The 23,400-nt window shown below is 58.8% G+C and carries 20 protein-coding genes; 2 read left to right on the top strand and 18 right to left on the bottom strand.

Annotation, left to right across the window (positions count from 1 at the left end; translation table 11 throughout):
- Positions 1-157 precede the first annotated feature (157 nt).
- The 14 genes from nuoN to lrhA all read right to left on the bottom strand — a co-directional run bounded on the left by nuoN (position 158) and on the right by lrhA (position 16,878).
- The gene (gene nuoN, locus ACJ8IL_RS13355; protein ID WP_025303659.1) at positions 158-1,615 is read right to left on the bottom strand and encodes an NADH-quinone oxidoreductase subunit NuoN; all 1,458 of its coding nucleotides are present in this window, start codon (positions 1,613-1,615) and stop codon (positions 158-160) included.
- 6 nt (positions 1,616-1,621) lie between these two features.
- Positions 1,622-3,151 (bottom strand): NADH-quinone oxidoreductase subunit M, encoded by a 1,530-nt coding sequence (nuoM, locus tag ACJ8IL_RS13350; protein WP_025303660.1) that lies wholly within the window; start codon positions 3,149-3,151, stop codon positions 1,622-1,624.
- Between the two features lie 95 nt (positions 3,152-3,246).
- Positions 3,247-5,094, bottom strand: a complete 1,848-nt coding sequence (gene nuoL, locus ACJ8IL_RS13345; protein ID WP_019453716.1) for an NADH-quinone oxidoreductase subunit L — start codon at positions 5,092-5,094, stop codon at positions 3,247-3,249.
- Positions 5,091-5,393, bottom strand: a complete 303-nt coding sequence (nuoK, locus tag ACJ8IL_RS13340) for an NADH-quinone oxidoreductase subunit NuoK (RefSeq protein ID WP_004936014.1) — start codon at positions 5,391-5,393, stop codon at positions 5,091-5,093. Before nuoK ends, nuoL begins: the two co-directional genes overlap by 4 nt.
- Positions 5,390-5,947: an NADH-quinone oxidoreductase subunit J gene (gene nuoJ / locus ACJ8IL_RS13335; RefSeq protein ID WP_019453717.1), complete on the bottom strand. Its 558-nt coding sequence runs from the start codon at positions 5,945-5,947 to the stop codon at positions 5,390-5,392. Before nuoJ ends, nuoK begins: the two co-directional genes overlap by 4 nt.
- Positions 5,948-5,960: 13 nt before the next feature.
- A complete protein-coding gene (gene nuoI / locus ACJ8IL_RS13330) occupies positions 5,961-6,503 on the bottom strand; it encodes an NADH-quinone oxidoreductase subunit NuoI (protein WP_025160170.1) in 543 nt (180 codons plus the stop codon).
- A gap of 14 nt (positions 6,504-6,517) precedes the next feature.
- Complete coding sequence (gene nuoH, locus ACJ8IL_RS13325) at positions 6,518-7,495, bottom strand: NADH-quinone oxidoreductase subunit NuoH (protein WP_004936022.1); 978 nt, start codon at positions 7,493-7,495, stop codon at positions 6,518-6,520.
- Positions 7,492-10,230, bottom strand: a complete 2,739-nt coding sequence (gene nuoG / locus ACJ8IL_RS13320) for an NADH-quinone oxidoreductase subunit NuoG (protein WP_130017836.1) — start codon at positions 10,228-10,230, stop codon at positions 7,492-7,494. The genes nuoH and nuoG overlap by 4 nt, the downstream gene beginning before the upstream one ends.
- Positions 10,231-10,307: 77 nt before the next feature.
- Positions 10,308-11,654, bottom strand: a complete 1,347-nt coding sequence (nuoF, locus tag ACJ8IL_RS13315; RefSeq protein WP_043140066.1) for an NADH-quinone oxidoreductase subunit NuoF — start codon at positions 11,652-11,654, stop codon at positions 10,308-10,310.
- Positions 11,651-12,202, bottom strand: a complete 552-nt coding sequence (nuoE, locus tag ACJ8IL_RS13310) for an NADH-quinone oxidoreductase subunit NuoE (RefSeq protein ID WP_004936034.1) — start codon at positions 12,200-12,202, stop codon at positions 11,651-11,653. The genes nuoF and nuoE overlap by 4 nt, the downstream gene beginning before the upstream one ends.
- A 2-nt stretch (positions 12,203-12,204) precedes the next feature.
- Complete coding sequence (nuoC, locus tag ACJ8IL_RS13305) at positions 12,205-14,001, bottom strand: NADH-quinone oxidoreductase subunit C/D (protein WP_033651942.1); 1,797 nt, start codon at positions 13,999-14,001, stop codon at positions 12,205-12,207.
- A gap of 96 nt (positions 14,002-14,097) precedes the next feature.
- Positions 14,098-14,772 (bottom strand): NuoB/complex I 20 kDa subunit family protein, encoded by a 675-nt coding sequence (locus ACJ8IL_RS13300; protein WP_004936039.1) that lies wholly within the window; start codon positions 14,770-14,772, stop codon positions 14,098-14,100.
- A 15-nt stretch (positions 14,773-14,787) separates the two neighbouring features.
- The gene (nuoA, locus tag ACJ8IL_RS13295) at positions 14,788-15,225 is read right to left on the bottom strand and encodes an NADH-quinone oxidoreductase subunit NuoA (protein ID WP_025303663.1); all 438 of its coding nucleotides are present in this window, start codon (positions 15,223-15,225) and stop codon (positions 14,788-14,790) included.
- 708 nt (positions 15,226-15,933) lie between these two features.
- Entirely contained in the window at positions 15,934-16,878 is a 945-nt protein-coding gene (gene lrhA, locus ACJ8IL_RS13290; protein WP_025303664.1) for a transcriptional regulator LrhA, read from the bottom strand.
- 856 nt (positions 16,879-17,734) lie between these two features.
- Between lrhA and ACJ8IL_RS13285 the strand changes: the two genes are divergently transcribed.
- The gene (locus ACJ8IL_RS13285; RefSeq protein ID WP_442516591.1) at positions 17,735-18,949 is read left to right on the top strand and encodes a pyridoxal phosphate-dependent aminotransferase; all 1,215 of its coding nucleotides are present in this window, start codon (positions 17,735-17,737) and stop codon (positions 18,947-18,949) included.
- 107 nt (positions 18,950-19,056) lie between these two features.
- Positions 19,057-19,656, top strand: coding sequence for a 5'-deoxynucleotidase (gene yfbR / locus ACJ8IL_RS13280; protein WP_025303666.1), 600 nt, complete (start codon positions 19,057-19,059; stop codon positions 19,654-19,656).
- 27 nt (positions 19,657-19,683) lie between these two features.
- Here yfbR and ACJ8IL_RS13275 read toward each other — a convergent pair whose 3' ends face one another.
- The 4 genes from ACJ8IL_RS13275 to yfbV form a co-directional block, all read right to left on the bottom strand.
- Positions 19,684-21,534 (bottom strand): SLC13 family permease, encoded by a 1,851-nt coding sequence (locus ACJ8IL_RS13275; protein WP_072008257.1) that lies wholly within the window; start codon positions 21,532-21,534, stop codon positions 19,684-19,686.
- A gap of 79 nt (positions 21,535-21,613) precedes the next feature.
- Positions 21,614-22,270, bottom strand: a complete 657-nt coding sequence (locus ACJ8IL_RS13270) for a sugar phosphatase (RefSeq protein WP_060433715.1) — start codon at positions 22,268-22,270, stop codon at positions 21,614-21,616.
- A gap of 17 nt (positions 22,271-22,287) precedes the next feature.
- Positions 22,288-22,782, bottom strand: a complete 495-nt coding sequence (locus tag ACJ8IL_RS13265) for a YfbU family protein (protein ID WP_442516590.1) — start codon at positions 22,780-22,782, stop codon at positions 22,288-22,290.
- A 143-nt stretch (positions 22,783-22,925) separates the two neighbouring features.
- Positions 22,926-23,381 carry a terminus macrodomain insulation protein YfbV gene (gene yfbV / locus ACJ8IL_RS13260; protein WP_004936061.1) on the bottom strand — a complete coding sequence of 152 codons (456 nt, stop codon included), beginning with the start codon at positions 23,379-23,381 and terminating at the stop codon, positions 22,926-22,928.
- Between the last annotated feature and the right edge of the window lie 19 nt (positions 23,382-23,400).

The following is a 23,400-nucleotide window of genomic DNA, read 5'->3' as shown; positions in this document are numbered from 1 at the left end:
GAAAGTATGTTTGCCGAGGTCGATACCGATGAGCGTAATGTTTTGCATGATGATCCCCTCCGGAAAGAAAAACACCCTGTCAGCGTACCGCTCACAGGGTGGGGGTGACCATCTCATTAAGGTCGCCGAAGCGACCTTTTTACCGTCTGAAGCGTTATCAGAACGTCGGCTGTGCCATCTGCACCAGCGAAATCAGCGGCTGCGGATAGACACCCAACAGCAGCACCAGCGCGGCTGAGATCAGCACCACGACGCCACCGGCGGTCAACGCCCAGTTGTTCGGGGTGTCGCGCTGCAGCGATTCCGGCGCGCTGAGGAACAGGCTGACAGTCACGCGCAGGTAGTAGTACAGGCCAATGGCGCTGCCTACCACGACTGCGCCGGTCAGCCACCACAGGTGTGCGCTGACGCCCATCGCGATCACGAAGAACTTACCGATAAAGCCCAGCGTCATCGGGATACCGGCCAGCGACAGCATCATCACCGTCATTACCGCGGACAAGATTGGCTTATGCCAGAACAGACCACGGTAAGAGAACAGCGAATCCGCATCCGGGCCGCGGTACGGGCTGGACATCAGGCTGACCACGCCGAAGGCGCCCAGGCTGCTGAACAGGTAACCGGCCAGGTAAACGCCGGCGGTTTCCAGCGACAGCTGATGGGTTTGCACCGCAATCAGCGCCACCAGCAGGTAGCCCAGGTGAGCGATCGACGAGTAGCCCAGCAGACGCTTGATGTTGGTCTGGCTGATGGCCATCAGGTTACCGAACAAGATAGAGCAGAACGCGATGATCGACAGCACCAGGCGCAGCGCTTCGTTGTCGGCGGCTGGGGCATACAGGAACAGACGCATCACGACCGCGAAGATCGCAATCTTGCTGGCGGTTGCCAGGAAGGTCGAGACCGGCGCAGGCGCGCCCTGATACACGTCCGGCGTCCACAGTTGGAACGGCACCAGCGACAGCTTGAAGCCCAGACCGACGATCATCATGCCCATACCGGCCAGGATCAGCGGCTGGTGCATCATGTTTTCCTGCAGGCTCTTGCCGAGGCCGGCCAGCGACAGATCGCCGGATTCAGCGTACAGCAGCGCCATGCCGAACAGCAGGAACGACGACGCGGCGGCGGACAGCAGCATGTACTTGATGGCAGCTTCCAGCGGGCGCTTCTGACGATAGGCATAACCCACCAGGCCGAACAGCGGCAGCGAGATCAGCTCGATACCGATGAACAGTGAAGCCAGATGGTTGGCGCTCGCCAGCAGGATGCCGCCCATGGCGGCGATCAGCACCAGCAGGTAGAACTCTTCGCGGTTATCCGGATAGCCGACCAGCCACGGATAGGCGAAGGTGCAGGTCGCCAGACTCGCCAGCAGCACCAGCCCGGTGTAGAACATCGAGTAGCCGTCAACCCGCAGCAGCGGGGTGACGTCCATTGGGCCTGCCTGGCCGACAAAGTACAGCGAAAGCAGCGCCAGGTTGAGACCGATTACGGTCAGGGTGGCGTTGATAAAGTGGTCGCGTCGCCACGCAATGCCTAGCATCACAACCACCACCGTCAATCCGACGATCAACAGCGGCAGCAGTGCGATCAGTTGTTGAGGAGTTATTGTCATGGCGAATTACGGCCTTGTTGTTGAAATTGCTGAAACTGACGAACCAAACCAGTGTTGCACGTTGCTCATCGCCGCGTTGGAAGTATCCAGAATCGGCTGCGGGTAAACCCCCAGCAGAACCAGCAACACCACCAGCAGCAGAATGATGAACAGTTCGCGCGCGGTCATGCCCTGCAGCGGCTGGTCGGATTTAGGCGCACCGTAGTAAGCGCGCTGCATCATGATCAGCGAGTAAACCGAAGCGAACACCAGACCGAAGGTAGAGATCACGGTGATCACCGGCACCACCTGGTAGCTGCCGAACAGAATCATGAATTCACCGACGAAGTTACCGGTACCCGGCATCCCCAGCGTAGCCACGGCGAAGAACAGCGACAGCGCAGGGATGAATTTGATACGCCCCCACAGGCCGCCCATCTGACGCATGTCGCGGGTATGCAGACGCTCATACAGCTGGCCGCAGATAATAAACATACCGGCGGCGGACAGACCGTGCGCGATCATCTGGATCACGGCACCCTGGTAAGCCAGCTGGCTGCCGGTGTAGATGGCAATCAGCACGAAGCCCATGTGCGATACCGAGGTGTAGGCGATAAGACGCTTGATGTCAGTCTGCGCGAACGCCATCCAGGCGCCGTAGAAGATGCCGATCACGCCCAGCCACATGGCGATTGGCGCGAACTCGTGCGAAGCCTCAGGGAACAGCGGCAGGCTGAAACGCAGCAGGCCGTAGGCCGCGGTTTTCAGCAAGATGCCCGCCAGGTCGACGGAACCTGCGGTCGGTGCCTGGCTGTGCGCGTCCGGCAACCAGCCGTGCAGCGGCACCACCGGCATTTTCACCGCGAAGGCGATGAAGAAGCCCAGCATCAGCAGATATTGCACGTTGTGGGACATCGGCGTTTGCAGCAGGTCTTCGTAATCGAAGGTCCACACGCCGGTGGCGTTGTAGTGCACGAACACCAGGCCCAGGATCGCAATCAGCATCACCAGACCGCTGGCCTGGGTGTAGATGAAGAACTTGGTCGCCGCGGTGATACGGGTTTTACCATCCGACGCTTTGTGCCCCCACAGCGCGATCAGGAAGTACATCGGCACCAACATCATTTCCCAGAAGAAGAAGAACAGGAACATGTCGATGGCGAGGAACACACCGATAACGCCGCCCAGGATCCACAGCAGGTTGAGGTGGAAGAAGCCCTGATACTTCTGGATTTCACGCCAGGAACAGAGGATCGCCAGCACGCCCAGCAGACCGGTCAACACCACCATCAGCAGCGACAGACCGTCCAGCGCCAGGTGGATGGAGATGCCGAAGCGCGGGATCCACGGCAGCAGGAATTCGCTCTGCCACTGCGGAATGCCTTTCGGCGTGGTCAAGGTATAGCCGCCCTGCATCCACAACTGCAGAGAGAGCGCCAACGTCAGCCCCATTGCGATCAGCGCTATCCAGCGCGGCACCTTAGTACCGAAGCGCTCAAGCTGCCAGCACAGCAGACCGCCGATAAAGGGGATAAGAATTAGCCAAGGTAATAGCATGGCGTTTTGTGTCCCTTATACGAATAATTTCAAACTTTGTACGTAGCGCCTGCCCGGCGCTACGCCCGAAAAATGCGTCTGTTTAAATTATTCAATTAAACCAAAATCAACAGAGCCAATACGACCACTGCACCCACACCCATAGACGCTATATACCAACGCACCTGGCCGTTCTCGCTCACCGTCAGACCGCGGTTCCCCCAGCGGGAGAAGACGGCCGGCAGGTTCATCAGCGAGTTCAGCGGATCACGCTGCAGCAGCTTCGCAATGCCCAGATACGGCTTGACGAACACTTTGTCATACAGCCAGTCGAAGCCCCAGGCATGGAACCACCAGGTCGAGAAGAAACGACCCGGCGCGCTGTTGGCGATGCTGTTGACCAGGCTGCGTTTGCCCAGCCACAGCGCGGCCGCCAGCAGAATGCCGACGATAGCCACCACGCCAGAGGTGATTTCCAACGTCAGCACGCTGCCGTGCGCCAGTTCGGTGGTATCCGGCAGCACGCCCTGCAACGGCGGCACGATCATCGCGCCGACGAAGGTGGACAGCACCAGCAGAACCAGCAGTGGCAAGTGGTGAGTGATGCCTTTACCGGCATGCGCTTTGATTTTCTCTTCGCCATGGAACACGATGAAAATCATACGGAAGGTGTACAGCGAGGTCATGAACGCACCGACCAGGCCGGCCACCATCAGGTTGATGTGGCCGTTGGCCATCGCGCCCGCCAGGATCTCGTCCTTACTGAAGAAGCCGGCCGTGACCAGCGGCAACGCAGACAGCGCCGCGCCGCCCACCAGGAAGCAGACGTACACCAGCGGGATGCTCTTGCGCAAACCGCCCATCTTGAAGATGTTTTGCTCGTGGTGGCAAGCCAGGATCACCGAACCGGACGACAGGAACAGCAGCGCCTTGAAGAACGCGTGGGTCATCAGGTGGAAGATCGCCGCGTCCCATGCCTGCACGCCCAGCGCCAGGAACATGTAACCGATCTGGCTCATGGTGGAGTAAGCGAGCACGCGCTTGATGTCGGTCTGCACCAGCGCGGCGAAGCCGGCCAGCAGCAGAGTGACCGCACCGACGATGCCCACCAGGTGCAGCACTTCCGGCGCCATCAGGAACAGGCCGTGCGTACGGGCGATCAGATAGACGCCCGCGGTCACCATGGTCGCCGCGTGGATCAGTGCGGAAACCGGGGTTGGGCCCGCCATCGCGTCCGCCAACCAGGTTTGCAACGGCAGCTGCGCCGATTTACCGACCGCGCCGCCCAGCAGCATCAGGGTCGCCCAGGTGATGGCCGTGTCGCCCACCGCCAGTTTCTGCGGCGCCAGGATCATCAGCTCGCGGATGTTCAGCGTGCCCAGCTCGTTGTAGAGGATGAACAGCGCGAACGCCAGGAACACGTCGCCCACGCGGGTGACGATAAAGGCTTTCATCGCCGCCGCGCCGTTGGCCGGATCTTTATAGTAGAAACCGATCAACAGGTAGCTGCACAGGCCCACGCCTTCCCAACCCAGATACATCAGCAGCAGGTTGTCCGCCAGCACCAATACCACCATGCTGGCGATAAACAGGTTGGTGTAAGCGAAGAAGCGCGAATAGCCCTCTTCACCGCGCATGTACCAGGAAGCGAACATGTGGATGAAGAAGCCGACGCCGGTGACCACCGACAGCATGGTCAGCGACAGGCCGTCCAGCACCAGGGTCACGCCGATATTGAAGTTGCCGACGGCCATCCAGGTCCACAGGCTTTGCTCGAACAGCTGCACGCCGGCGGCTTTCTGGGCGAAGAAATCCATCGCCACATACACCGTGACCAGCGCAGCCAGGCCGATAGAACCCACGCCGACGGTGGCCGCCGTGTTTTCAGACCAACGACCGCGGGAAAATGCCAACAGCAGGAACCCGATCAGCGGTAGCAGAATTGTTAAATATAATAGGTTCATCCGCGCATCTCACTGACAGTATCAATATTCAGGGTATGACGACGACGGTAGAGCTGCAGCAGCAGCGCCAGGCCGATACTGGCCTCGGCTGCCGCCAGGCTGATCGCCAGGATGTACATCACCTGCCCATCCGCCTGGCCCCAGTAGCTTCCCGCCACGATAAACGCCAACGCCGCAGCGTTGATCATCACTTCCAGGCTGATCAGCATAAACAGCAGGTTGCGGCGCACCAGCAGCCCGGTCAGCCCGAGCACAAACAGGATAGCCGCCAGGATCAGGCCGTGTTGAAGAGGGATCATGCTTGCTCCTCCGATTTTCTTCTCGCCATTTCGCCACTCGCCGGCGCGTTGCTCAGCACCTCGCCAGGCTTGTGCTCGCGGCCGATATGGAAGGCGACAACCAGACCCGCCAACAGCAGCATTGAAGCCAGCTCAACCGCCAGTACGTAAGGCCCGAACAGGCTGATACCCACCGCCTTCGCGTCGACCATCTCACCGCTGATACCCTGATCGGATACGCTGCGGATCGCGACGATCAATACCACCAGCAGCGCCAGCGATAGCAGGCCAGGCCCGATCCACACCGTCGGCTTCATCCAGTCGCGCTCTTGCTGCTGCACGTTGCCGAGGTTCAGCATCATCACCACGAACACGAACAGCACCATGATGGCGCCCGCATAGACGATGATTTCCAACGCGGCGGCAAAGTAGGCGCCGAGAGAGAAGAAGACTGCCGAGATCGCCAGTAACGAGACGATCAGATACAGCAGCGCATGCACAGGGTTGGTATGGGTGATCACGCGAATCGTCGCGGCCACCGCAATCAAACCTGCCAGATAAAATGCAATTTCCATGCTTGCTGGCTCCTTAGGGCAACAGACCTTTGACGTCGATCGGTTTGGCTTCGTTTTCGGCTTCGCCTTTGGCTTTGCCGTCAATCGCCATACCGGCCATCCGGTAGAAGTTATATTCCGGATATTTACCCGGCCCCGAGATCAACAGATCTTCTTTTTCGTACACCAGATCCTGACGCTTGTACTCACCCAGTTCGAAATCCGGCGTCAGCTGGATAGCGGTAGTCGGGCAAGCCTCTTCGCACAGGCCACAGAAAATGCAGCGCGAGAAGTTGATGCGGAAGAACTCCGGATACCAACGGCCGTCTTTCTGTTCCGCTTTTTGCAGCGAGATACAGCCGACCGGGCAGGCCACCGCACACAGGTTACAGGCGACGCAGCGCTCTTCGCCGTCCGGATCGCGCGTCAGCACGATGCGGCCACGGTAGCGCGGCGGCAGGTAAACCGGTTCTTCCGGATACATCTGGGTTTCGCGCTTGGCGAAGGCATGCATGCCAATCATCCAAATGCTGCGCACCTGGGTGCCGAAACCAACCACTAACTCTTTCAATGTCATGGTTTATTCACCCCTTATTGAGCGTTGTACAAAATGACCGCGGCGGTTGCCAGCAGGTTCAGCAGCGTCAGCGGCAGGCACACTTTCCAGCCGAAGGACATCACCTGGTCATAACGCGGACGCGGCAGCGCAGCACGGATCAGGATGAACATCATCATGAAGAAGGCCGTTTTCAACGCGAACCAGATGAATGGCGGCAGGAACGGACCCTGCCAGCCGCCGAAGAACAACGTCACAATCAGGGCGGACACGGTGACGATACCGATGTATTCCCCCACGAAGAACAGACCGAACTTCATGCCGGAATATTCGATGTGGTAACCGTCGGCCAGTTCCTGCTCGGCTTCCGGCTGGTCAAACGGGTGACGGTGACACACCGCCACGCCGGCGATCGCGAAGGTCACGAAGCCGAAGAACTGCGGAATGACGTTCCAGACGTGCGCCTGGGATTCAACGATGGCCTGCATGTTGAACGAGTCCGCCTGCATCACCACGCCCATCAGCGACAGGCCGATGAACACTTCGTAGCTCAGGGTTTGCGCGGAGGCGCGCATCGCGCCCAACAGCGAGTATTTGTTGTTGCTCGACCATCCGGCGAACAGCACGGCGTACACCGCCAGACCGGCCATCATCAGGAAGAACAGAATACCGATGTTGAGATCGGACACCGCCCAGGTCGGGCTGACCGGAACGATGGCAAATGCCAGCAACAGGGAAGTAAAGGCGATCATCGGCGCCAGGGTGAAGATCACCCGGTCGGAGAATCTCGGTACCCAGTCTTCCTTGAAGAACATTTTGATCATGTCGGCGACCAGCTGCAGCGAGCCGCCCCAGCCTACACGGTTCGGTCCGTAGCGGTTCTGGAACAGGCCGAGCAGGCGGCGTTCGCCGAAGCTCATGAATGCCCCGCACGCCACGACCACCAACAGGATCACGACCGCTTTAAGAATGGCGATCAGAATGTCGATCACCTCAGGGGTAAACCAGCTCATCGTGCTGCCTCCCGCAGATTGTCTACCTTAGCACCCACCAAGATCGGCGGGATCCCTGGCAAGCCGAGCGGCAAACCAACCTGGCCCTGGGTCAGGGTTTCACTCAGACGCACCGGCAGACGCAGGGTCTGGCCCGCACAGCTGAACTCCACCAGGCTGCCCGCGTTGACGCCAAGCGTCGCCGCGTCGGCCGGGTTGACCATCACGTAGGCTTCCGGCATGCGCTGCTGGATCACGTGAGAGCGCTGCGACATTTCATCGCTGCCGAACAGGTGGTAGTAAGGCGCGACACGCCAGCCGTCGACCGGGTTGAACGCGGCCGGCACGCGGTCGAAGTAACCGAGGCTGCCCTCCCCCGCTTCGATCAGGCGCACACCCGGATCGCCGTGGCGCAGTTTGCCGCCCACTTCGGCCTGGAACTTGTTCCATGCCTGCGGTGAGTTCCAGCCTGGCGCCCAGGCGAACGGGATCTGCTGACGATCGGCCAGCGGGCTGTTGTTCCCTTCCATCGAGAAGGCAAACATGGTGTCTTTATCCTGCGGCTGACGCGGCTCGTGCACGCTGATGTTGGCGCGCATGGCGGTACGGCCGCTGGAACGGTGCGGCGAACGCGCCAGCTTCTGACCGCGAATGCGGAACGTCGCGTCCGGCGCGGCATCGACGATGCCCTGCAGCTGCGGCAATGCGGCGACGCAAGCGGCGATCACGTCATCGAGCTGGGTCCAGTCCACGTGGCGGCTGGTGTAGGTGGAGTGCAGCGAGTGCATCCAGCGCCAGCTTTCCAGCATCACGGTGAACTGATTTTTCTTGGCGTCGTCATAGTAAGCCGGATCGTATACCTGGAAGAAGCGCTGCGCGCGGCCTTCCTGGTTGATCAGCGTACCGTCGCTCTCGGCGAAGCTGGCCGAGGAGAGGATCAGGTTGGCTTTGTCCATGATCGCGGTGCGCTGGTGGTCGGCGACGATCAGGTTGTTGACCTTGGCCAACGCTGCGTCCACCTGCGCCGCCGGCGCATGACGATAGAGATCGTTTTCCATCACGATGGCGGTGTCGGCTGCGCCACTCGCCAGCTGTTCCAGCGCTTGATCGAGCGAACCGCCGCCGATCATCGCCAGGCCCATGCTGTTGGCAGCGCCCGCCACGAAGGTGATGCCGACATCGGAACCGCGGCCCTTCAACGCTTTGGCGATGTTGGCCGCCGCTTCGATGATGGCTTCGCTGCCGGCGTTGCTGCCGGTCACGATAAGCGGTTTGCGTGCGCCGGTCAGCGCCTGCACGATGATATCGACTTTCTTGTTCAAGCCGTCGGCCAGATCGTTCACCGCCGGCGCCGCGCTGTCCAGCGCGTGAGCGATGGCGAAGCCGAAGCGTGCCTGCTCGTCCACCGGCGCGCGGTAGTTCCAGGCGGCGATGTCGTCCAGGCGGGTGTTGTCGACGTTAGTGGTGAACAGCGGGTACTTGGCGTGCTGACCGATGTTCTGCACCGCCGCGATCTGCCAGTCGGCCACGCGTTGCGCCGCCGCCATCGCGCGAGCTTTCCCCTTGACGGCCTGGCGCACGGACAGCGCGATACGCGCACCGGTTTGCGTCAGGTCTTCGCCCAGCACCAGCACTGCGTCGTAATCTTCGATCTCACGCAGCGCCGGCGTATGGACGCCGCCGTTTTTCAGCACGTTCAGCATCAGCGCCAGGCGTGATTGCTCCGCCTGAGCGATACCGGTGTAGTAGTTCTCGGCGCCGACCAGCTCGCGCAGTGCGAAGTTGCTTTCCAGGCTGGCGCGCGGGGAGCCGATGCCGATGGTTTTCTTCGCCTGACGCAGGATGTCCGCCGCGCCCTGCATCGCCTGCTCGGCGTTCAGGGTGATCCAGTCATCGCCGCGCAGCTGCTGCGGTTGACGCGGACGATCTTTCTGGTTGACGTAGCCGTAACCGAAACGACCGCGGTCGCACAGGAAGTAGTGGTTCACGCTGCCGTTGTAACGGTTTTCGATACGGCGCAGCTCGCCATAGCGTTCGCCCGGGCTGGTGTTACAGCCGATGCTGCACTGCTGGCAAATGCTCGGCGCGAACTGCATGTCCCATTTACGGTTGTAGCGTTCGGAGTGCGTTTTGTCGGTGAATACGCCGGTCGGGCACACTTCCACCAGGTTGCCGGAGAACTCGCTTTCCAGCGTGCCGCTTTCCGGGCGACCGAAGTAGACGTTGTCGTGCGCGCCGTACACGCCGAAGTCGGTGCCGTCCGCATAGTCTTTGTAGTAACGCACGCAGCGGTAGCAGGCGATGCAGCGGTTCATCTCGTGCGAGATAAACGGCCCCAGCTCCTGGTTGTTGTGGGTACGCTTGGTGAAGCGGTAGCGGCGGAAGCTGTGGCCGGTCATTACCGTCATATCCTGCAGGTGACAGTTACCGCCTTCTTCACAGACCGGGCAATCGTGCGGGTGGTTGGTCATCAACCACTCGACCACGCTTTCACGGAACTGCTTCGCTTCGCCGTCATCGATGGAGATGAAGGTGCCATCGGATGCCGGGGTCATACAGGACATCACCAAACGGCCGCGCGTATCTTCCGCGTTTTGGTATTGCTTTACCGCACATTGGCGGCAAGCGCCGACGCTTCCCAGCGCCGGATGCCAGCAAAAGTAAGGAATATCAAGGCCGAGGGAAAGACAAGCCTGCAGCAGGTTGTCCGCCCCGTCTACCTCATACTCTTTGCCGTCTACATGAATCGTAGCCATAGTCAGCATGCTTCCAAGTGGCCTGCCTTGCGGCAGGCGTTAATCAAAAATTCTGGCCGTGTTCGGGCGAGTTCGGCTTACCAGCGCTGCTTCAGCAGATTGTTCGGCTGAATGCCGCCAATCGCATGGGCGTTGCCGAAGTGCTGCACGGCGATACCCGCCTCGAACTCTTCACGGAAATATTTAATCGCGCTTTGCAGTGGCTCTACGGCACCTGGCGCGTGGGCGCAGAAGGTTTTGCCCGGGCCGAGGGAGCGGCACAGCTGTTCGAGGGTTTCGATATCCCCCGGCTGCCCTTCGCCGTTTTCCAACGCACGCAGGATCTTCACGCTCCACGGCAGGCCGTCGCGGCATGGCGTACACCAGCCGCAGGACTCGCGGGCGAAGAACTCTTCCAGGTTACGCACCAGCGGCACCATGCCAATCTCGTGGTCTACCGCCATCGCCAGCGCGGTGCCGAGACGGCTGCCGGCTTTGCCGATCGCGCCGTATTCCATCGGCAGGTCGAGGTGATCGGCGGTCAGGAAGTCGGTGCCCGCGCCGCCCGGCTGCCAGGCTTTGAAACGCAGACCGTCGCGCATGCCGCCGGCGTAGTCTTCCAGGATCTCGCGCGCGGTAGTGCCGAACGGCAGTTCCCAGACGCCCGGATTTTTCACCCGGCCGGAGAAGCCCATCAGCTTGGTGCCTTTGTCTTCACTGCCGGAGATGCCGGTGTACCACTCCACGCCGTTCGCCAAAATGGCCGGCACGTTGCACAGCGTTTCGACGTTGTTGACGCAGGTCGGCTTGCCCCACACGCCGGCACTGGCCGGGAATGGCGGCTTGGAACGCGGGTTGGCGCGGCGGCCTTCCAGCGAGTTGATCAGCGCAGTTTCTTCGCCGCAGATGTAACGGCCGGCGCCGGTGTGCACGATCAGCTCGAAATCAAATCCGGTGCCGAGAATGTTCTTGCCCAGATAGCCGGCGTCGGTGGCTTCCGCGATGGCGCGACGCAGATGCGCCGCTGCTTCGATATATTCGCCGCGCAGGAAGATGTAACCGCGGTAGGCTTTCAGCGCGAACGCGGAGATCAGCATGCCTTCCACCAGCAGGTGCGGCAGCTGCTCCATCAGCAGACGGTCTTTATAGGTGCCCGGCTCCATCTCATCGGCGTTACACAGCAGGTAACGGATGTTCATGGATTCGTCTTTCGGCATCAGGCTCCACTTCAAACCGGTGGAGAAGCCCGCGCCGCCACGGCCCTTCAGCCCGGAGTCTTTCACCAGGCCGACGATCTCGTCCGGGGCCAGGCCTTTGAGGGCCTTTTCTGCGCCGGCATAGCCGTTTTTGCTGCGGTATTCGTCCAGCCACAGCGGCTGCTTGTCATCGCGCAGACGCCAGGTCAGCGGATGCGTTTCGGGAGTGCGTACAATGTGCTTGGTCATTGATACTGCTCCAGTAGCGTCTCGATATCTTCAGGCTTCAACTGACTGTGAGTGTCCTCATCAATCATCATGGTCGGCCCTTTATCGCAGTTGCCCAGACAGCAGGTCGGCAGCAGCGTGAAGCGGCCATCAAAAGTGGTTTGACCCGGCTTGATGTTCAGCTTCTTCTCGATAGCGGCCTGAATGCCCTGGTAACCGGTGATGTGACAAACAACGCTGTCACAATAACGGATCACGTGACGTCCTACTGGCTGACGGAAAATCTGGCTGTAGAACGTGGCCACGCCTTCTACGTCGCTGGCGGGGATGCCCAGCACTTCCGCGATGGCGTAAATCGCACCGTCCGGAACCCAGCCGCGCTGCTTCTGCACAATTTTCAGTGCTTCGATGGAAGCGGCGCGCGGATCCTCGTAATGGTGCTTTTCGTGCTCGATCGCATCACGTTCTTCCGCGCTCAGTACAAATGCATCAACGCCGCTCTGAGGAGCGGCTGCATTGATGGGCTCGAGCGCATCGTTGACTGCGTGATTGTCTTTTTGATCATGCATAGTTAGCGGTCCACATCTGACATTACAAAATCGATACTACCCAGATAGACGATCAGGTCGGAAACCAGGCTGCCTCGGATGACCGATGGGATCTGCTGCAGGTGCGCAAAGCTCGGCGTACGTACCCGGGTGCGGTAGCTCATGGTGCTGCCGTCGCTGGTCAGGTAGTAGCTGTTGATCCCTTTGGTGGCTTCAATCATCTGGAATGATTCGTTGGCTGGCATCACCGGGCCCCAGGAAACCTGCAGGAAGTGGGTGATCAGCGTTTCAATGTGCTGCAGCGTGCGCTCTTTCGGCGGCGGCGTGGTCAGCGGGTGATCGGCCTTGAACGGGCCTTCCGGCATGTTGTTCAGGCACTGTTCGAGGATGCGCAGGCTCTGGCGCAGCTCTTCCACCTTCAGCATCACGCGGGTGTAGCAATCGCTGTTGCCATCGCCCACCGGCACTTCGAAGTCGAAGTTCTCATAGCCGGAGTACGGGCGCCATTTACGCACGTCGAACTCGACGCCGGTGGCGCGCAGACCGGCACCGGTCACGCCCCATTCCAGCGCTTCTTTAGCGTTGTAAGACGCGACGCCGATGGAACGGCCTTTCAGAATGCTGTTCTTCAGCGCCGCTTTCACGTAGGAATCCAGACGCTTCGGCATCCATTCGAGGAATTCACGCAGCAGGCGATCCCAACCGCGCGGCAGATCGTGCGCGACGCCGCCGATGCGGAACCAGGCCGGGTGCATACGGAAGCCGGTAATCGCTTCCACCAGATCGTAGATTTTCTGACGGTCGGTAAAGGCGAAGAACACCGGGGTCATCGCGCCGACGTCCTGAATGAAGGTGGAGATATACAGCAGGTGGCTGTTGATACGGAACAGCTCGGACAGCATCACGCGGATAGTGTCGACGCGCTCAGGCACCTTAATGCCGGCCAGCTTCTCGACCGCCAGCACGTAAGGCATTTCGTTCACGCAGCCGCCGAGATACTCGATGCGGTCGGTGTACGGAATGTAGCTGTGCCAGGATTGACGCTCGCCCATCTTCTCGGCGCCGCGGTGGTGATAACCGATGTCCGGCACGCAGTCGACGATCTCTTCGCCGTCCAGCTGCAGAATGATGCGGAACGCACCGTGCGCAGACGGGTGGTTCGGGCCGAGGTTGAGGAACATGAAGTCTTCGTTCTCGGTGCCGCGCTTCATGCCCCAGTCTTCCGGCTTGAAGGTCAGCGCTTCCATCTCCAGATCTTCTTTCTGCTTGGTCAGCACGAAAGGATCGAATTCGGTGGCGCGCGCCGGGTAGTCCTTGCGCAGCGGGTGCCCTTCCCAGGTCTGCGGCATCATGATGCGCGACAGGTGCGGGTGGCCGTCGAAGGTGATGCCGAACATTTCCCAGGTTTCGCGCTCATACCAGTTGGCGTTCGGGAATACCTTGGTCGCCGTGGGCACGTGCAGGTCTTTTTCAGACAGCGCCACCTTCAGCATGATGTCGCGGTTGCGCTCGATGGAAATCAGATGGTAGAAAACGGAGAAATCCGCAGCGGGCAGGCCGTCGCGGTGGGTGCGAAGACGTTCGTCCACGCCATGCAGATCGAACAGCATGACATACGGCTTCGGCTGTTTTCTCAGGAACGTCATTACTTCCAGTAACTGGTCAGGTTTAACCCATACCACGGGCATGCCGGTACGGGTGGCCTGAACAGTAAAGGCTTCCGGCCCAAAACGGTTGCGCAGTTCGCCGATCACCGGGTCGTCAAGGTGATCTCGGGTCTGCCAGGCAGGCAAGGCGTCGTGCGTCGTCAAATCTGTCATAATTTTTTTTCACCACACTAAAGGGTTATTCGCCGCAAGTTTCACTTTTCGCTGTGTTAACCAATAGCGCACTAAGATGGACGTTAAATGAACGTCTTAAATCTCGTCAGGCGTCCGGAGGTTGGTCACCGCGATGCGCTCGCCGTGTTTACGCTCTCTTTCAGACTGCATATTGGCGCGGTAAACGCCCTGATCGCCGACAACCCACGACAGCGGGCGACGTTCTTTGCCGATAGATTCCTGCAGCAGCATCAGCGCTTGCATGTAGGCTTCCGGACGCGGTGGGCAGCCGGGAATGTACACGTCGACCGGCAGGAACTTGTCCACGCCCTGTACCACGGAATAGATGTCGTACATACCACCGGAGTTGGCGCAGGCGCCCATCGAGATCACCCACTTCGGTTCCAGCATCTGCTCGTACAGGCGCTGGATGACCGGGGCCATCTTGGTGAAACAGGTACCGGCCACCACCATCAGGTCAGCCTGACGCGGGGAGGCGCGCAACACTTCCGCACCGAAACGCGCCACGTCGTGAACGGCGGTAAACGACGTCACCATCTCCACGTAACAGCACGAAAGGCCGAAGTTATACGGCCAAATAGAGTTTTTACGCCCCCAGTTCACCATGTCATGCAGCGCATGTTCGAGTTTACCCATGTAAACCGTGCGGTGGACCTGTTGTTCCAGGGGATCGGCGACGATCTCCTGTTTTTGCAGGGGATAACGGTCGTTCTCACCGTTCGGGTCTATGCGGGTGAGCGTATAGTCCATCTTAATGCCTCGCTGTTACTGCGGATGACTGTTGGTGTTAGTGATCGTGCTCGGTTTGCTGCGGCGTTGGGAACGCGCCGGAGTCCAATCCAACGCGCCGATGCGCACCAGATAAACCAGACCGGCCAATAGCACCAAAATGAAAATGGCGGCTTCGATAAAGCCTACCCAACCGCTCTCGCGAACCGAGACCGACCAGGCATACAGGTATAAGGCTTCAACGTCGAAAATAACGAAGAACATGGCCACCAGGTAGAACTTGGCGGACAAGCGCATGCGCGCCGTGCCGACCGAGTCGATGCCTGATTCAAACGGGGTGTGTTTGGCGCGCGCCCGGGCTCTCCCGCCCAAGAAGAACGCGCCCAGCAGCATTAAGCCGCAGAGCCCGATAGCCACAACGAGAAATACGGCGAGCGCCCAGTGATGAGCGATAACTTCAGTGGTTGTTGACATACTCTATGCTTACTCATCAAAAGTGGCGTCGATCGCACTGCTCTTGTCACCGGCAGTTAGTGCGCCACATCGATTTAAGGGAAGGATAAATAACCACACAAACAAACTGCTTTTACAGCGAGTTAGGCAGCGTTTTTCTGTGGGCTTTTTACTCCTTTCTATAACCTTTTGTCAACTTTGACAAAAGTATCTACACACTAGTTTACATACGTATCATTTGATTAACATTTGATGCGCCAGGGACAGGCTAAATCGTGTCAGTTAATTTTTGTGTAGAAACAGATAGATATAAACCAACATGCACATTTCAGTTTTACTATACCATTGTCTCAGGAATTCCCTGTTCTTCCACTCACTACCTAGGGGTATTTTTTTGATCCAGGACACGTTTTCAGCATAAATCCTCAAAAAAAGTGTGGCCCTTTAACAATTTTCCTCAAATTGAGCCGCAAAAACGGCCGCTATAAGCTAACAAAATACCCCTGCTATTACCATGCCTTTAACCCATTCAATCTTATTGCTCAAAAAACGAACTTAGCGTATTAAACCCGGCCAAACTCTCTTTTCATTAACGCTTAAAAGTTAACAAAACGGCCAACTCAATTGAAAATACAAGCCAAATACATATAAATAAATTTTTAGGTAAAAAAAGGGCAAAAAAAACCTCCGCCGAAGCAGAGGTTTTTCATCAGATATCGCGCCGCGACGTTATTCTTCTTCGTCCACCAGGCTGGCGTCATCCTGATCGCTCTGGAGACCGCCTTCCGCACCGTTGAAGCCATAGCCGTCATTGCCGCCCTGCATCGCGCTGAAGATGGCCATCGCCAGCTCGTTGCTGCACTGCGCGTTTTTGCACAGCGCATACTGGGTATCCGGCAGCGGCGGCAAACCTTCCACCGCGCCCAGCACCCGCAGATCGGGGCTCATCATCTCGATCGGCCGTGCGGTCACGCCCAGGCCGGCTTTACAGGCCGCCCGCACCGCGGACAGCGTGGAGGCGACGTAGGCGATACGCCACGGAATACCGGCTTCGTCCAACTGTTTAATCGCCAGCGCGCGGAACGGGCTTGGCTCATCCATTACCACCAGCGGGATCGGTTCGCCGGCCTGATAGTGATAATCGGCGGCGCAATACCACAGCGTCGGCGACGTGCGCAGCACGATGTGCGGGTGCCCGGCAGGATCGGCCGTGGTCACCGCCAGATCGATCTCGCCCTCTTCCAGCAGATCGACCATCGTCGTACTGCGCTTTACGCGCACGTCAATGGCCAGCTTCGGATAGATGGCGGTCACGCGGTTCAACAGGAAAGGCAGAATGGTATCGGCGGTGTCGTCGGAAGCACCGATGGTCAGAACACCTTTTATATTGTTGTACATCAGCGAGGTACAGGCTTCGTCGTTAAAGCGCAGGATCTTCCTGGCATAACCGAGAAGCTGAATACCATGCTCAGTCAGGAGTTTGTTGCGCCCATGGCGGGCAAACAGTTCTTTGCCGACCAGTTGCTCTAATCGCTGCATTTGTTGACTGACGGCTGATTGAGTACGGCAAACGGCAACAGCCGCCGCGGCGAAGGTATTCAAATCAGCAACCGCAACAAAGGTTCTTAGCAGATCGAGGTCGAGATTAAGTATCGGACGATTTGCAGTTGTCATAGTGTATTCTTCACTTTTTTAAATTCTAATTTACGAACTACTACCCTGGTGTGTTTCTCAGACGCCGTTGAAAAGGACGGCGCCTGTTATGACAGTACCCCACTCATAAGTGGAGGGCAAAAAAATTACTTATGATTCGTTACCTCTATCGCTTTTTAAAATGCGATCTATCGATGGTGCTTATAGAACGCGGGGGACTGAATACCGGTGAAAAGGGAAAACCCCCACCGAACCTGAGATTTTACTCATTCATACTGCCTAATTTCCACTCCATTCGTGCTACTGAGAACCCTTATCAACCAGCCTTCAGACTGCATTCCAGAGCAAAAAAGATAAATAATTAACGGTACCGACTTCATGTTACTACTCAATGAATTTAATAAATTCAATCATTAAGATTTTTGCTTTAAATAATAATCTTATAACCACATAAACAATGCTTAAGGTAAAATATAAAGTAAAGCTAATGTAAATATGTCATTTTCCTTAGTGTGGTGCGCGAACCGACACCCCGCTATCAGACTACTCCGGTATTATCGTTCCTTTACAGTTTATTGAAGCCTATTCTCCCTTTCGGCTTATCAGTTCACTGCTGCCGGCCGCGATCGCCGGCACGTCTCGTTTATCGACGCTTGATTTAACAGAACAAAACCCTAGTAAAATTATAGTTCATGAAATTATGAACCACAAAATAACTTTACCTTTGCTTATCATAACTAAAATCCCCCGTTACGACATGCATTTGCACCAAAGGCGTGCAAAACCCTTCAAAAGCAACTACGCCAGGAGTACATTGGGCGGGTTGCGGCGTCCCACGGTAGGAGCGCCCCTATCCCAGCAAAAGGCTCAACTTTTTATGTCCCCCATTGAGAAATCCAGCAAACTGGACAACGTCTGCTATGACATTCGCGGCCCGGTGCTTAAAGAAGCTAAACGTCTTGAAGAAGAAGGCAACAAAGTCCTGAAACTGAACATCGGCAACCCTGCCCCGTTCGGTTTCGACGCCCCGGACGAAATCCTGGTCGACGTGATCCGCAATCTGCCCACGGCGCAAGGCTACTCCGACTCCAAGGGCCTCTTCTCGGCGCGTAAAGCGATCATGCAGCACTATCAGGCGCGCAACATGCGTGACGTGACCGTTGAGGATATCTACATTGGCAATGGCGTCTCTGAGCTGATCGTCCAATCCATGCAGGCGCTGCTCAACAGCGGCGACGAAATGCTGGTACCGGCGCCGGACTACCCGCTGTGGACCGCTGCGGTATCGCTGTCCGGCGGCAAGGCCGTGCACTACCTGTGCGATGAGCAGGCCGGCTGGTTCCCGGATCTGGACGATATCATCAGCAAGATCACCCCGCGCACCCGCGGTATCGTGATCATCAACCCAAACAACCCGACCGGCGCGGTTTACAGCAAAGCGCTGTTGGAACAGATCGTCGAGATCGCCCGTCAACACAACCTGATCATCTTCGCCGACGAGATCTACGACAAGATCCTGTACGACGACGCCGAACACTACTCGATCGCCGCACTGGCGCCAGATCTGCTGACCGTGACCTTCAACGGCCTGTCGAAAACCTACCGCGTGGCGGGCTTCCGCCAGGGCTGGATGGTGCTGAACGGGCCGAAGAAGCACGCCAAAGGCTATATCGAAGGGCTGGAGATGCTGGCTTCGATGCGCCTGTGCGCCAACGTGCCGATGCAGCACGCCATTCAGACCGCGCTGGGCGGTTATCAGAGCATCAGCGAATTCATTCAGCCCGGCGGCCGCCTGTACGAACAACGCAACCGCACCTGGGAATTGCTCAACGACATCCCGGGCGTCTCTTGCGTGAAGCCGCAGGGCGCGTTGTACATGTTCCCGCGCATCGATGCCAAACGCTTCAACATCCACGACGACCAGAAGCTGGTGCTGGATCTGTTGCTACAGGAAAAAGTGCTGCTGGTGCAAGGTTCGGCGTTCAACTGGCCTTACCCGGATCACGTGCGCATCGTCACCCTGCCGCGCGTAGACGAACTGGAAATGGCGGTCGGCAAGCTGGGCCGCTTCCTTGAAGGTTACCACCAGTAATCGCCTGGGGCGCAGCGCCTTGCTGCGCCCTTCTCTTATTGCCCGGTTGCAAAATTCGCCGTCACTGCTTCACAATGGGGCCCTCACTTGCCGTTAAAGAGAGCACCATGAGCCAGAGCCATTTCTTCGCCCATCTGTCCCGCCTGAAACTGATCAACCGCTGGCCACTGATGCGCAACGTGCGTACCGAGAACGTCTCCGAACACAGTCTGCAGGTGGCTTTCGTCGCCCACGCGTTGGCGGTGATCAAGAACCGCAAATTCAACGGCAACCTCAATGCCGACCGCGTTGCGCTGTTAGCGATGTATCACGACGCCAGCGAAGTGATCACCGGCGACATGCCGACGCCGATCAAGTACTACAATCCGCAGATCGCCCATGAATACAAGAAGATCGAAAAGATCGCCCAGCAAAAGCTGCTGGACATGATCCCCGCTGAGCTGCGCAACGATTTCCGCACCATTCTCGATGAGCACTACTACAGCGAAGATGAAAAGCAGGTAGTGAAGCAGGCAGACGCGCTGTGCGCCTACCTGAAATGTCTGGAGGAACTCTCTGCCGGCAACAATGAATTCACCCTGGCCAAGGCGCGGCTGGATAAAACCCTGGAACAGCGCCGCAGCCCGGAAATGGACTACTTTATGGACGTGTTCATTCCCAGTTTCAGCCTGTCATTGGACGAAATCAGCCTCGACAGCTCTCTGTAACCCCACCGGCGCAGCCTCGCTGCGCCGTTAAAAGCCGTAGAGCCACGGCACCACAATCACGCTGACCGCCATCACCAACAGGGTGAACGGCACGCCGAGCCGCACGAAATCACCGAACTTGTAATTGCCCGGCCCCAGCACCAGCGTGTTGACCGGTGAAGAGACCGGCGTCATAAAGGCGGCGGACGCGGCGATGGCGATAATCATCGCGAACGGGTATGGCGAGACGCCCATTTCGCGCGCGGCGGCAATGGCGATCGGCGCCATCAGCACCGCCGTCGCGGTATTGGAAATAAACAGGCCAATGGTGGCGCACAAGACGAACAAGCACAGCAGCATCACGCGCGGCCCCGCGCCGCCGGCGACGTCCATCAGCCCGCGAACGATCAGATCCACGCCGCCGGTCTTTTGCAGCGCCTGCGCGAACGGCATCATGCCGACGATCAAAATGATGCTCGGCCAATGGATCGATTTATAGGCGCTCTCCATGTCGATACAGCGGAACTTGCCCATCAGCAGGCAGGCGATCAACGCCGCGATCGGGTTGGGGATTTCGTCGGTCAGCATCATCGCCACCATCAACGCCAGGCAAAACAGCGCGTGCGGCGCCTGGGTGATGGCCGGCGCCACTTCGTCCACTTCGGCCGGCAGGTTGAGCACGATAAAGTCGTGGGTTTTGGCCTGCAGCTGACGAATCGCCTTCCAGTCGCCGATCACCAGCAAAATGTCGCCCAGCTCCAGCGGCTCGTCCACCAGCTTGCCGCTCAGGGTCTCGCCGTGGCGGCGGATGCCCACCACATTCAGATCGTAGCGGCTGCGGAACGCTGCTTCACGCAGGCTTTTGCCCAGCAGCGCCGAGTCCGGGATCAGCGACACTTCGGCCATGCCGACGTTGCGCGACTGTTCAGAGAAGTAATCGCCGCGCAGCACCATCGGCTCCAGCCGCTGCTCGCCGCAGAATTCGCGCAGATCGACCTGGCTGTCCGACATGTCGATCAAGAGGACGTCGCCCTCGCGCAGCTCGGTGCTGCCGGAGGCGCTGACCATCACCCGCCGGAAGCGTTTCCAGCGCTCGATGCCCACCACGTTGGCACCATAGCGCGCACGCAGGTGCAGTTCATCCAGCGAACGTCCGATCAGCGGCGAAGCGCTGCGGACAGCCAGCCGCCGCGCGCGGCCGGTCAGCTTGTAATCACGGATCAGGTCGCGGAAGGTGCGACGCTGCCAGTCATCGCCGGCTTTGCCGGTGTCACCGCTGCCCAGCCAACGCCGGGCGATCAGCATGTAGCCGACGCCCAGCGCCAGCACCACCAGGCCAATGGGCGTCACGCTGAAGAAACCGAAACCATGGATGCCTTCCCGCACCAGTTCGCTGTTGACCACCATGTTGGGCGGCGTGGCCACCAGCGTCATCATGCCGCTGATCAGCCCGGCGAAGCTGAGCGGCATCATCAGCCGCCCCGGCGCGATCTTCATTCTGGCCGTCACGCTGAGCACCACCGGGATAAAGATCGCCACCACGCCGGTCGAGCTCATGAACGCGCCCAGCCCGGCGACCGTCACCATCAGCAGCATCAACATTTTGGTTTCGCTGCTGCCGGCCACTTTCACCAGCCAGTCGCCCACCTGATAAGCCACGCCGGTGCGCACCAGCCCTTCGCCGATCACGAACAGCGCGGCGATCAAAATCACGTTGGGATCGCTGAAACCGACCGTCGCTTCCTGCAGGCTGAGCGTGCCGCTCAGCACGAAGGCGATAATCACCAACAGCGCCACCACGTCCATCCGCAGCTTGTTGGTGGTAAACAGCACGATGGCAATCAGCAGTAAACTCAGCACCCACAGTAATTCGCTGTTCAAAACGGCCTCATCCGGCAAATGTCCAAGGGTCTAAAAAATAGCATAAAAAAACCCCGCCGAAGCGGGGTCTAATCAATTAGGGTGAAGATAATGCCACTCAGGCCAGCCGGCGAACGATCGCGCCCTGCGCCGTTTTATCGACGGCGATCTGCACCAGCGAATCCAGCCGTAGGTCGACCTGCTCCAGCTTCGGCGCATCGGCCGGGGCGTTGACCGCAATCACCTGACAGCCCGCAGCCAGACCCGAAAGAATGCCGGCCGGCGCGTCTTCAACCACCACGCACTCGTGCGGCGCCAGCCCCAGGCGCTCGGCGCCCAGCAGGTAGGCATCGGGCTGTGGCTTACCGTGTTTAACCTGCTCGGCGGTGATGAACACCGCCGGCTGCGGCAAACCGCCGGCCTGGCGGCGAGCGCCGGCCACCGGCACCGAACCGGAGGTGACGATCGCCCAAGGGATGCCGAGCGCGTTCAGGCGCTCCAGCAGCGCGATGGCGCCCGGCAGCGCGCGAACGCCGTCGGTATCCTGCGCTTCCACCTGCTCCAGCAGTTGGAACTCGCGCTGAATTTCCGCTTCGCTTTCGTCCGGCATAAAGTGGCGCAGAGAAGTAATGGCCTGTTTACCGTGAATGAAGTCCAGCACCGCTTGCGGATCGACGCCGCGGCGCTCGGCCCAGTGCGTCCAGGCGCGCTCTACCGCCGGCAGAGAATCCACCAGGGTGCCATCAAGATCGAACAGAAAACCCTTACACTCCACAGAAAACCTCTTCTTAATCAAGCATTGATGATTTGCGCTATCTCAACGGCGCTCAAGTGATACTGGCGCGGACAGGCCAGCCAGATCGCCAGCATACGCTGGTACTTTTCCCACATTTTGGTCTGGGCGTTAAAACCGTGGCTACCGGAATCGAAGTGAGTATAACGCCCCTCGGTGCTGACCAGGAAACGCACGTAGCTCAGGTAGCGCGCCTCGGTAGCGGCGTCGAAGCCGAGAAACGCCAGGCGGCGCTCGTCCAGATCCTGCTTCTCTTTCTGGTTGCCCCAGGAAACCTGCAGCGCATGGTGCATCTCCATCACGTTGATGATGGTGCGGCACACCTCTTCGCTCAGTTCGCCGAAGTCGCGATCCAGTTCGCGCATTTGCAAACCGAAGCCGCGTTCGACGATGGTTTGCAACCGGCGATAACGGTCGCCGTTGTCCGGATCGAGCAGGGTCATCATCTTGTACTGGTTCGACAGGATCAGCCGCTGGGCGTTGGTCATTTCCATCAGGATTTCCTCATTTCTGTGTGATGGCGGGAGCATCGCACAGCGCAAGAACGCAGGAAATCACAACTCGACCGTTCTTTGATTTAAACCGGGGTTATTGCCGCTTTGACGAGAAAGGCCGCATCAGCGCGGCCTTTTTTCATTTACAGATCGTCGAGGAAGGTTTTGTCCAGCTGCTTGAAGGCGCGCTTGAGCAGATCGGCCAACGTCTGATAGGTCGGCGTGCCTTCGAGCGGCGCCACCGCCTGCCCGGCTTCCGTCAGCTTGTTGCGCACCTCATGGAACCATTGCAGCAGCGTCGGCGGCAGCGGCGTGACCGAACGGCGCCCCAGCCACCACAAGCCCTGCATCGGCAGGCTGCAGGCGAACAGCGCGGTGGCGATCGCCGGGCCCAGCTGGCCGCCCAGCGCGATCTGCCAGGTCAGCGTGAAAATCGCCAACGGCGGCATGAAACGGATAGCGAAACGGGTGGCACGCGCAACGCGATTCTCCGGAAAGACCGGTGCCAGACGTTTGTCTGACGGCCAGGTTTTCATATAATGCTGCCCGCGCTGGAAGACCTGAAACCAGCTTACGGAACCGGACGGTTTGCTCGTCATTGCGTACCTCAACGTCACG

Source organism: Serratia sp. CY47444 (genome assembly GCF_052168635.1).
In the GTDB taxonomy this organism is placed as follows: Bacteria; Pseudomonadota; Gammaproteobacteria; order Enterobacterales; family Enterobacteriaceae; genus Serratia; species Serratia bockelmannii.
Note: the sequence above shows the minus strand (reverse complement) of the source record. Positions and strands in the feature narration are given on the sequence as shown.

Coding starts and splice junctions, on each gene's coding strand:
- yfbR (WP_025303666.1), top strand. CDS start 19,057: ATGAGCCAGAGCCATTTCTTCGCCCATCTGTCCCGCCTGAAACTGATC.
- nuoK (WP_004936014.1), bottom strand. CDS start 5,393: ATGATCCCTCTTCAACACGGCCTGATCCTGGCGGCTATCCTGTTTGTG.
- nuoL (WP_019453716.1), bottom strand. CDS start 5,094: ATGAACCTATTATATTTAACAATTCTGCTACCGCTGATCGGGTTCCTG.
- nuoN (WP_025303659.1), bottom strand. CDS start 1,615: ATGACAATAACTCCTCAACAACTGATCGCACTGCTGCCGCTGTTGATC.
- nuoA (WP_025303663.1), bottom strand. CDS start 15,225: ATGTCAACAACCACTGAAGTTATCGCTCATCACTGGGCGCTCGCCGTA.
- lrhA (WP_025303664.1), bottom strand. CDS start 16,878: ATGACAACTGCAAATCGTCCGATACTTAATCTCGACCTCGATCTGCTA.
- nuoI (WP_025160170.1), bottom strand. CDS start 6,503: ATGACATTGAAAGAGTTAGTGGTTGGTTTCGGCACCCAGGTGCGCAGC.
- nuoE (WP_004936034.1), bottom strand. CDS start 12,202: ATGCATGATCAAAAAGACAATCACGCAGTCAACGATGCGCTCGAGCCC.
- ACJ8IL_RS13265 (WP_442516590.1), bottom strand. CDS start 22,782: ATGGAAATGACCAACGCCCAGCGGCTGATCCTGTCGAACCAGTACAAG.
- nuoC (WP_033651942.1), bottom strand. CDS start 14,001: ATGACAGATTTGACGACGCACGACGCCTTGCCTGCCTGGCAGACCCGA.
- yfbV (WP_004936061.1), bottom strand. CDS start 23,381: ATGACGAGCAAACCGTCCGGTTCCGTAAGCTGGTTTCAGGTCTTCCAG.
- ACJ8IL_RS13285 (WP_442516591.1), top strand. CDS start 17,735: ATGTCCCCCATTGAGAAATCCAGCAAACTGGACAACGTCTGCTATGAC.
- nuoH (WP_004936022.1), bottom strand. CDS start 7,495: ATGAGCTGGTTTACCCCTGAGGTGATCGACATTCTGATCGCCATTCTT.
- nuoJ (WP_019453717.1), bottom strand. CDS start 5,947: ATGGAAATTGCATTTTATCTGGCAGGTTTGATTGCGGTGGCCGCGACG.
- nuoG (WP_130017836.1), bottom strand. CDS start 10,230: ATGGCTACGATTCATGTAGACGGCAAAGAGTATGAGGTAGACGGGGCG.
- ACJ8IL_RS13300 (WP_004936039.1), bottom strand. CDS start 14,772: ATGGACTATACGCTCACCCGCATAGACCCGAACGGTGAGAACGACCGT.
- nuoM (WP_025303660.1), bottom strand. CDS start 3,151: ATGCTATTACCTTGGCTAATTCTTATCCCCTTTATCGGCGGTCTGCTG.
- nuoF (WP_043140066.1), bottom strand. CDS start 11,654: ATGACCAAGCACATTGTACGCACTCCCGAAACGCATCCGCTGACCTGG.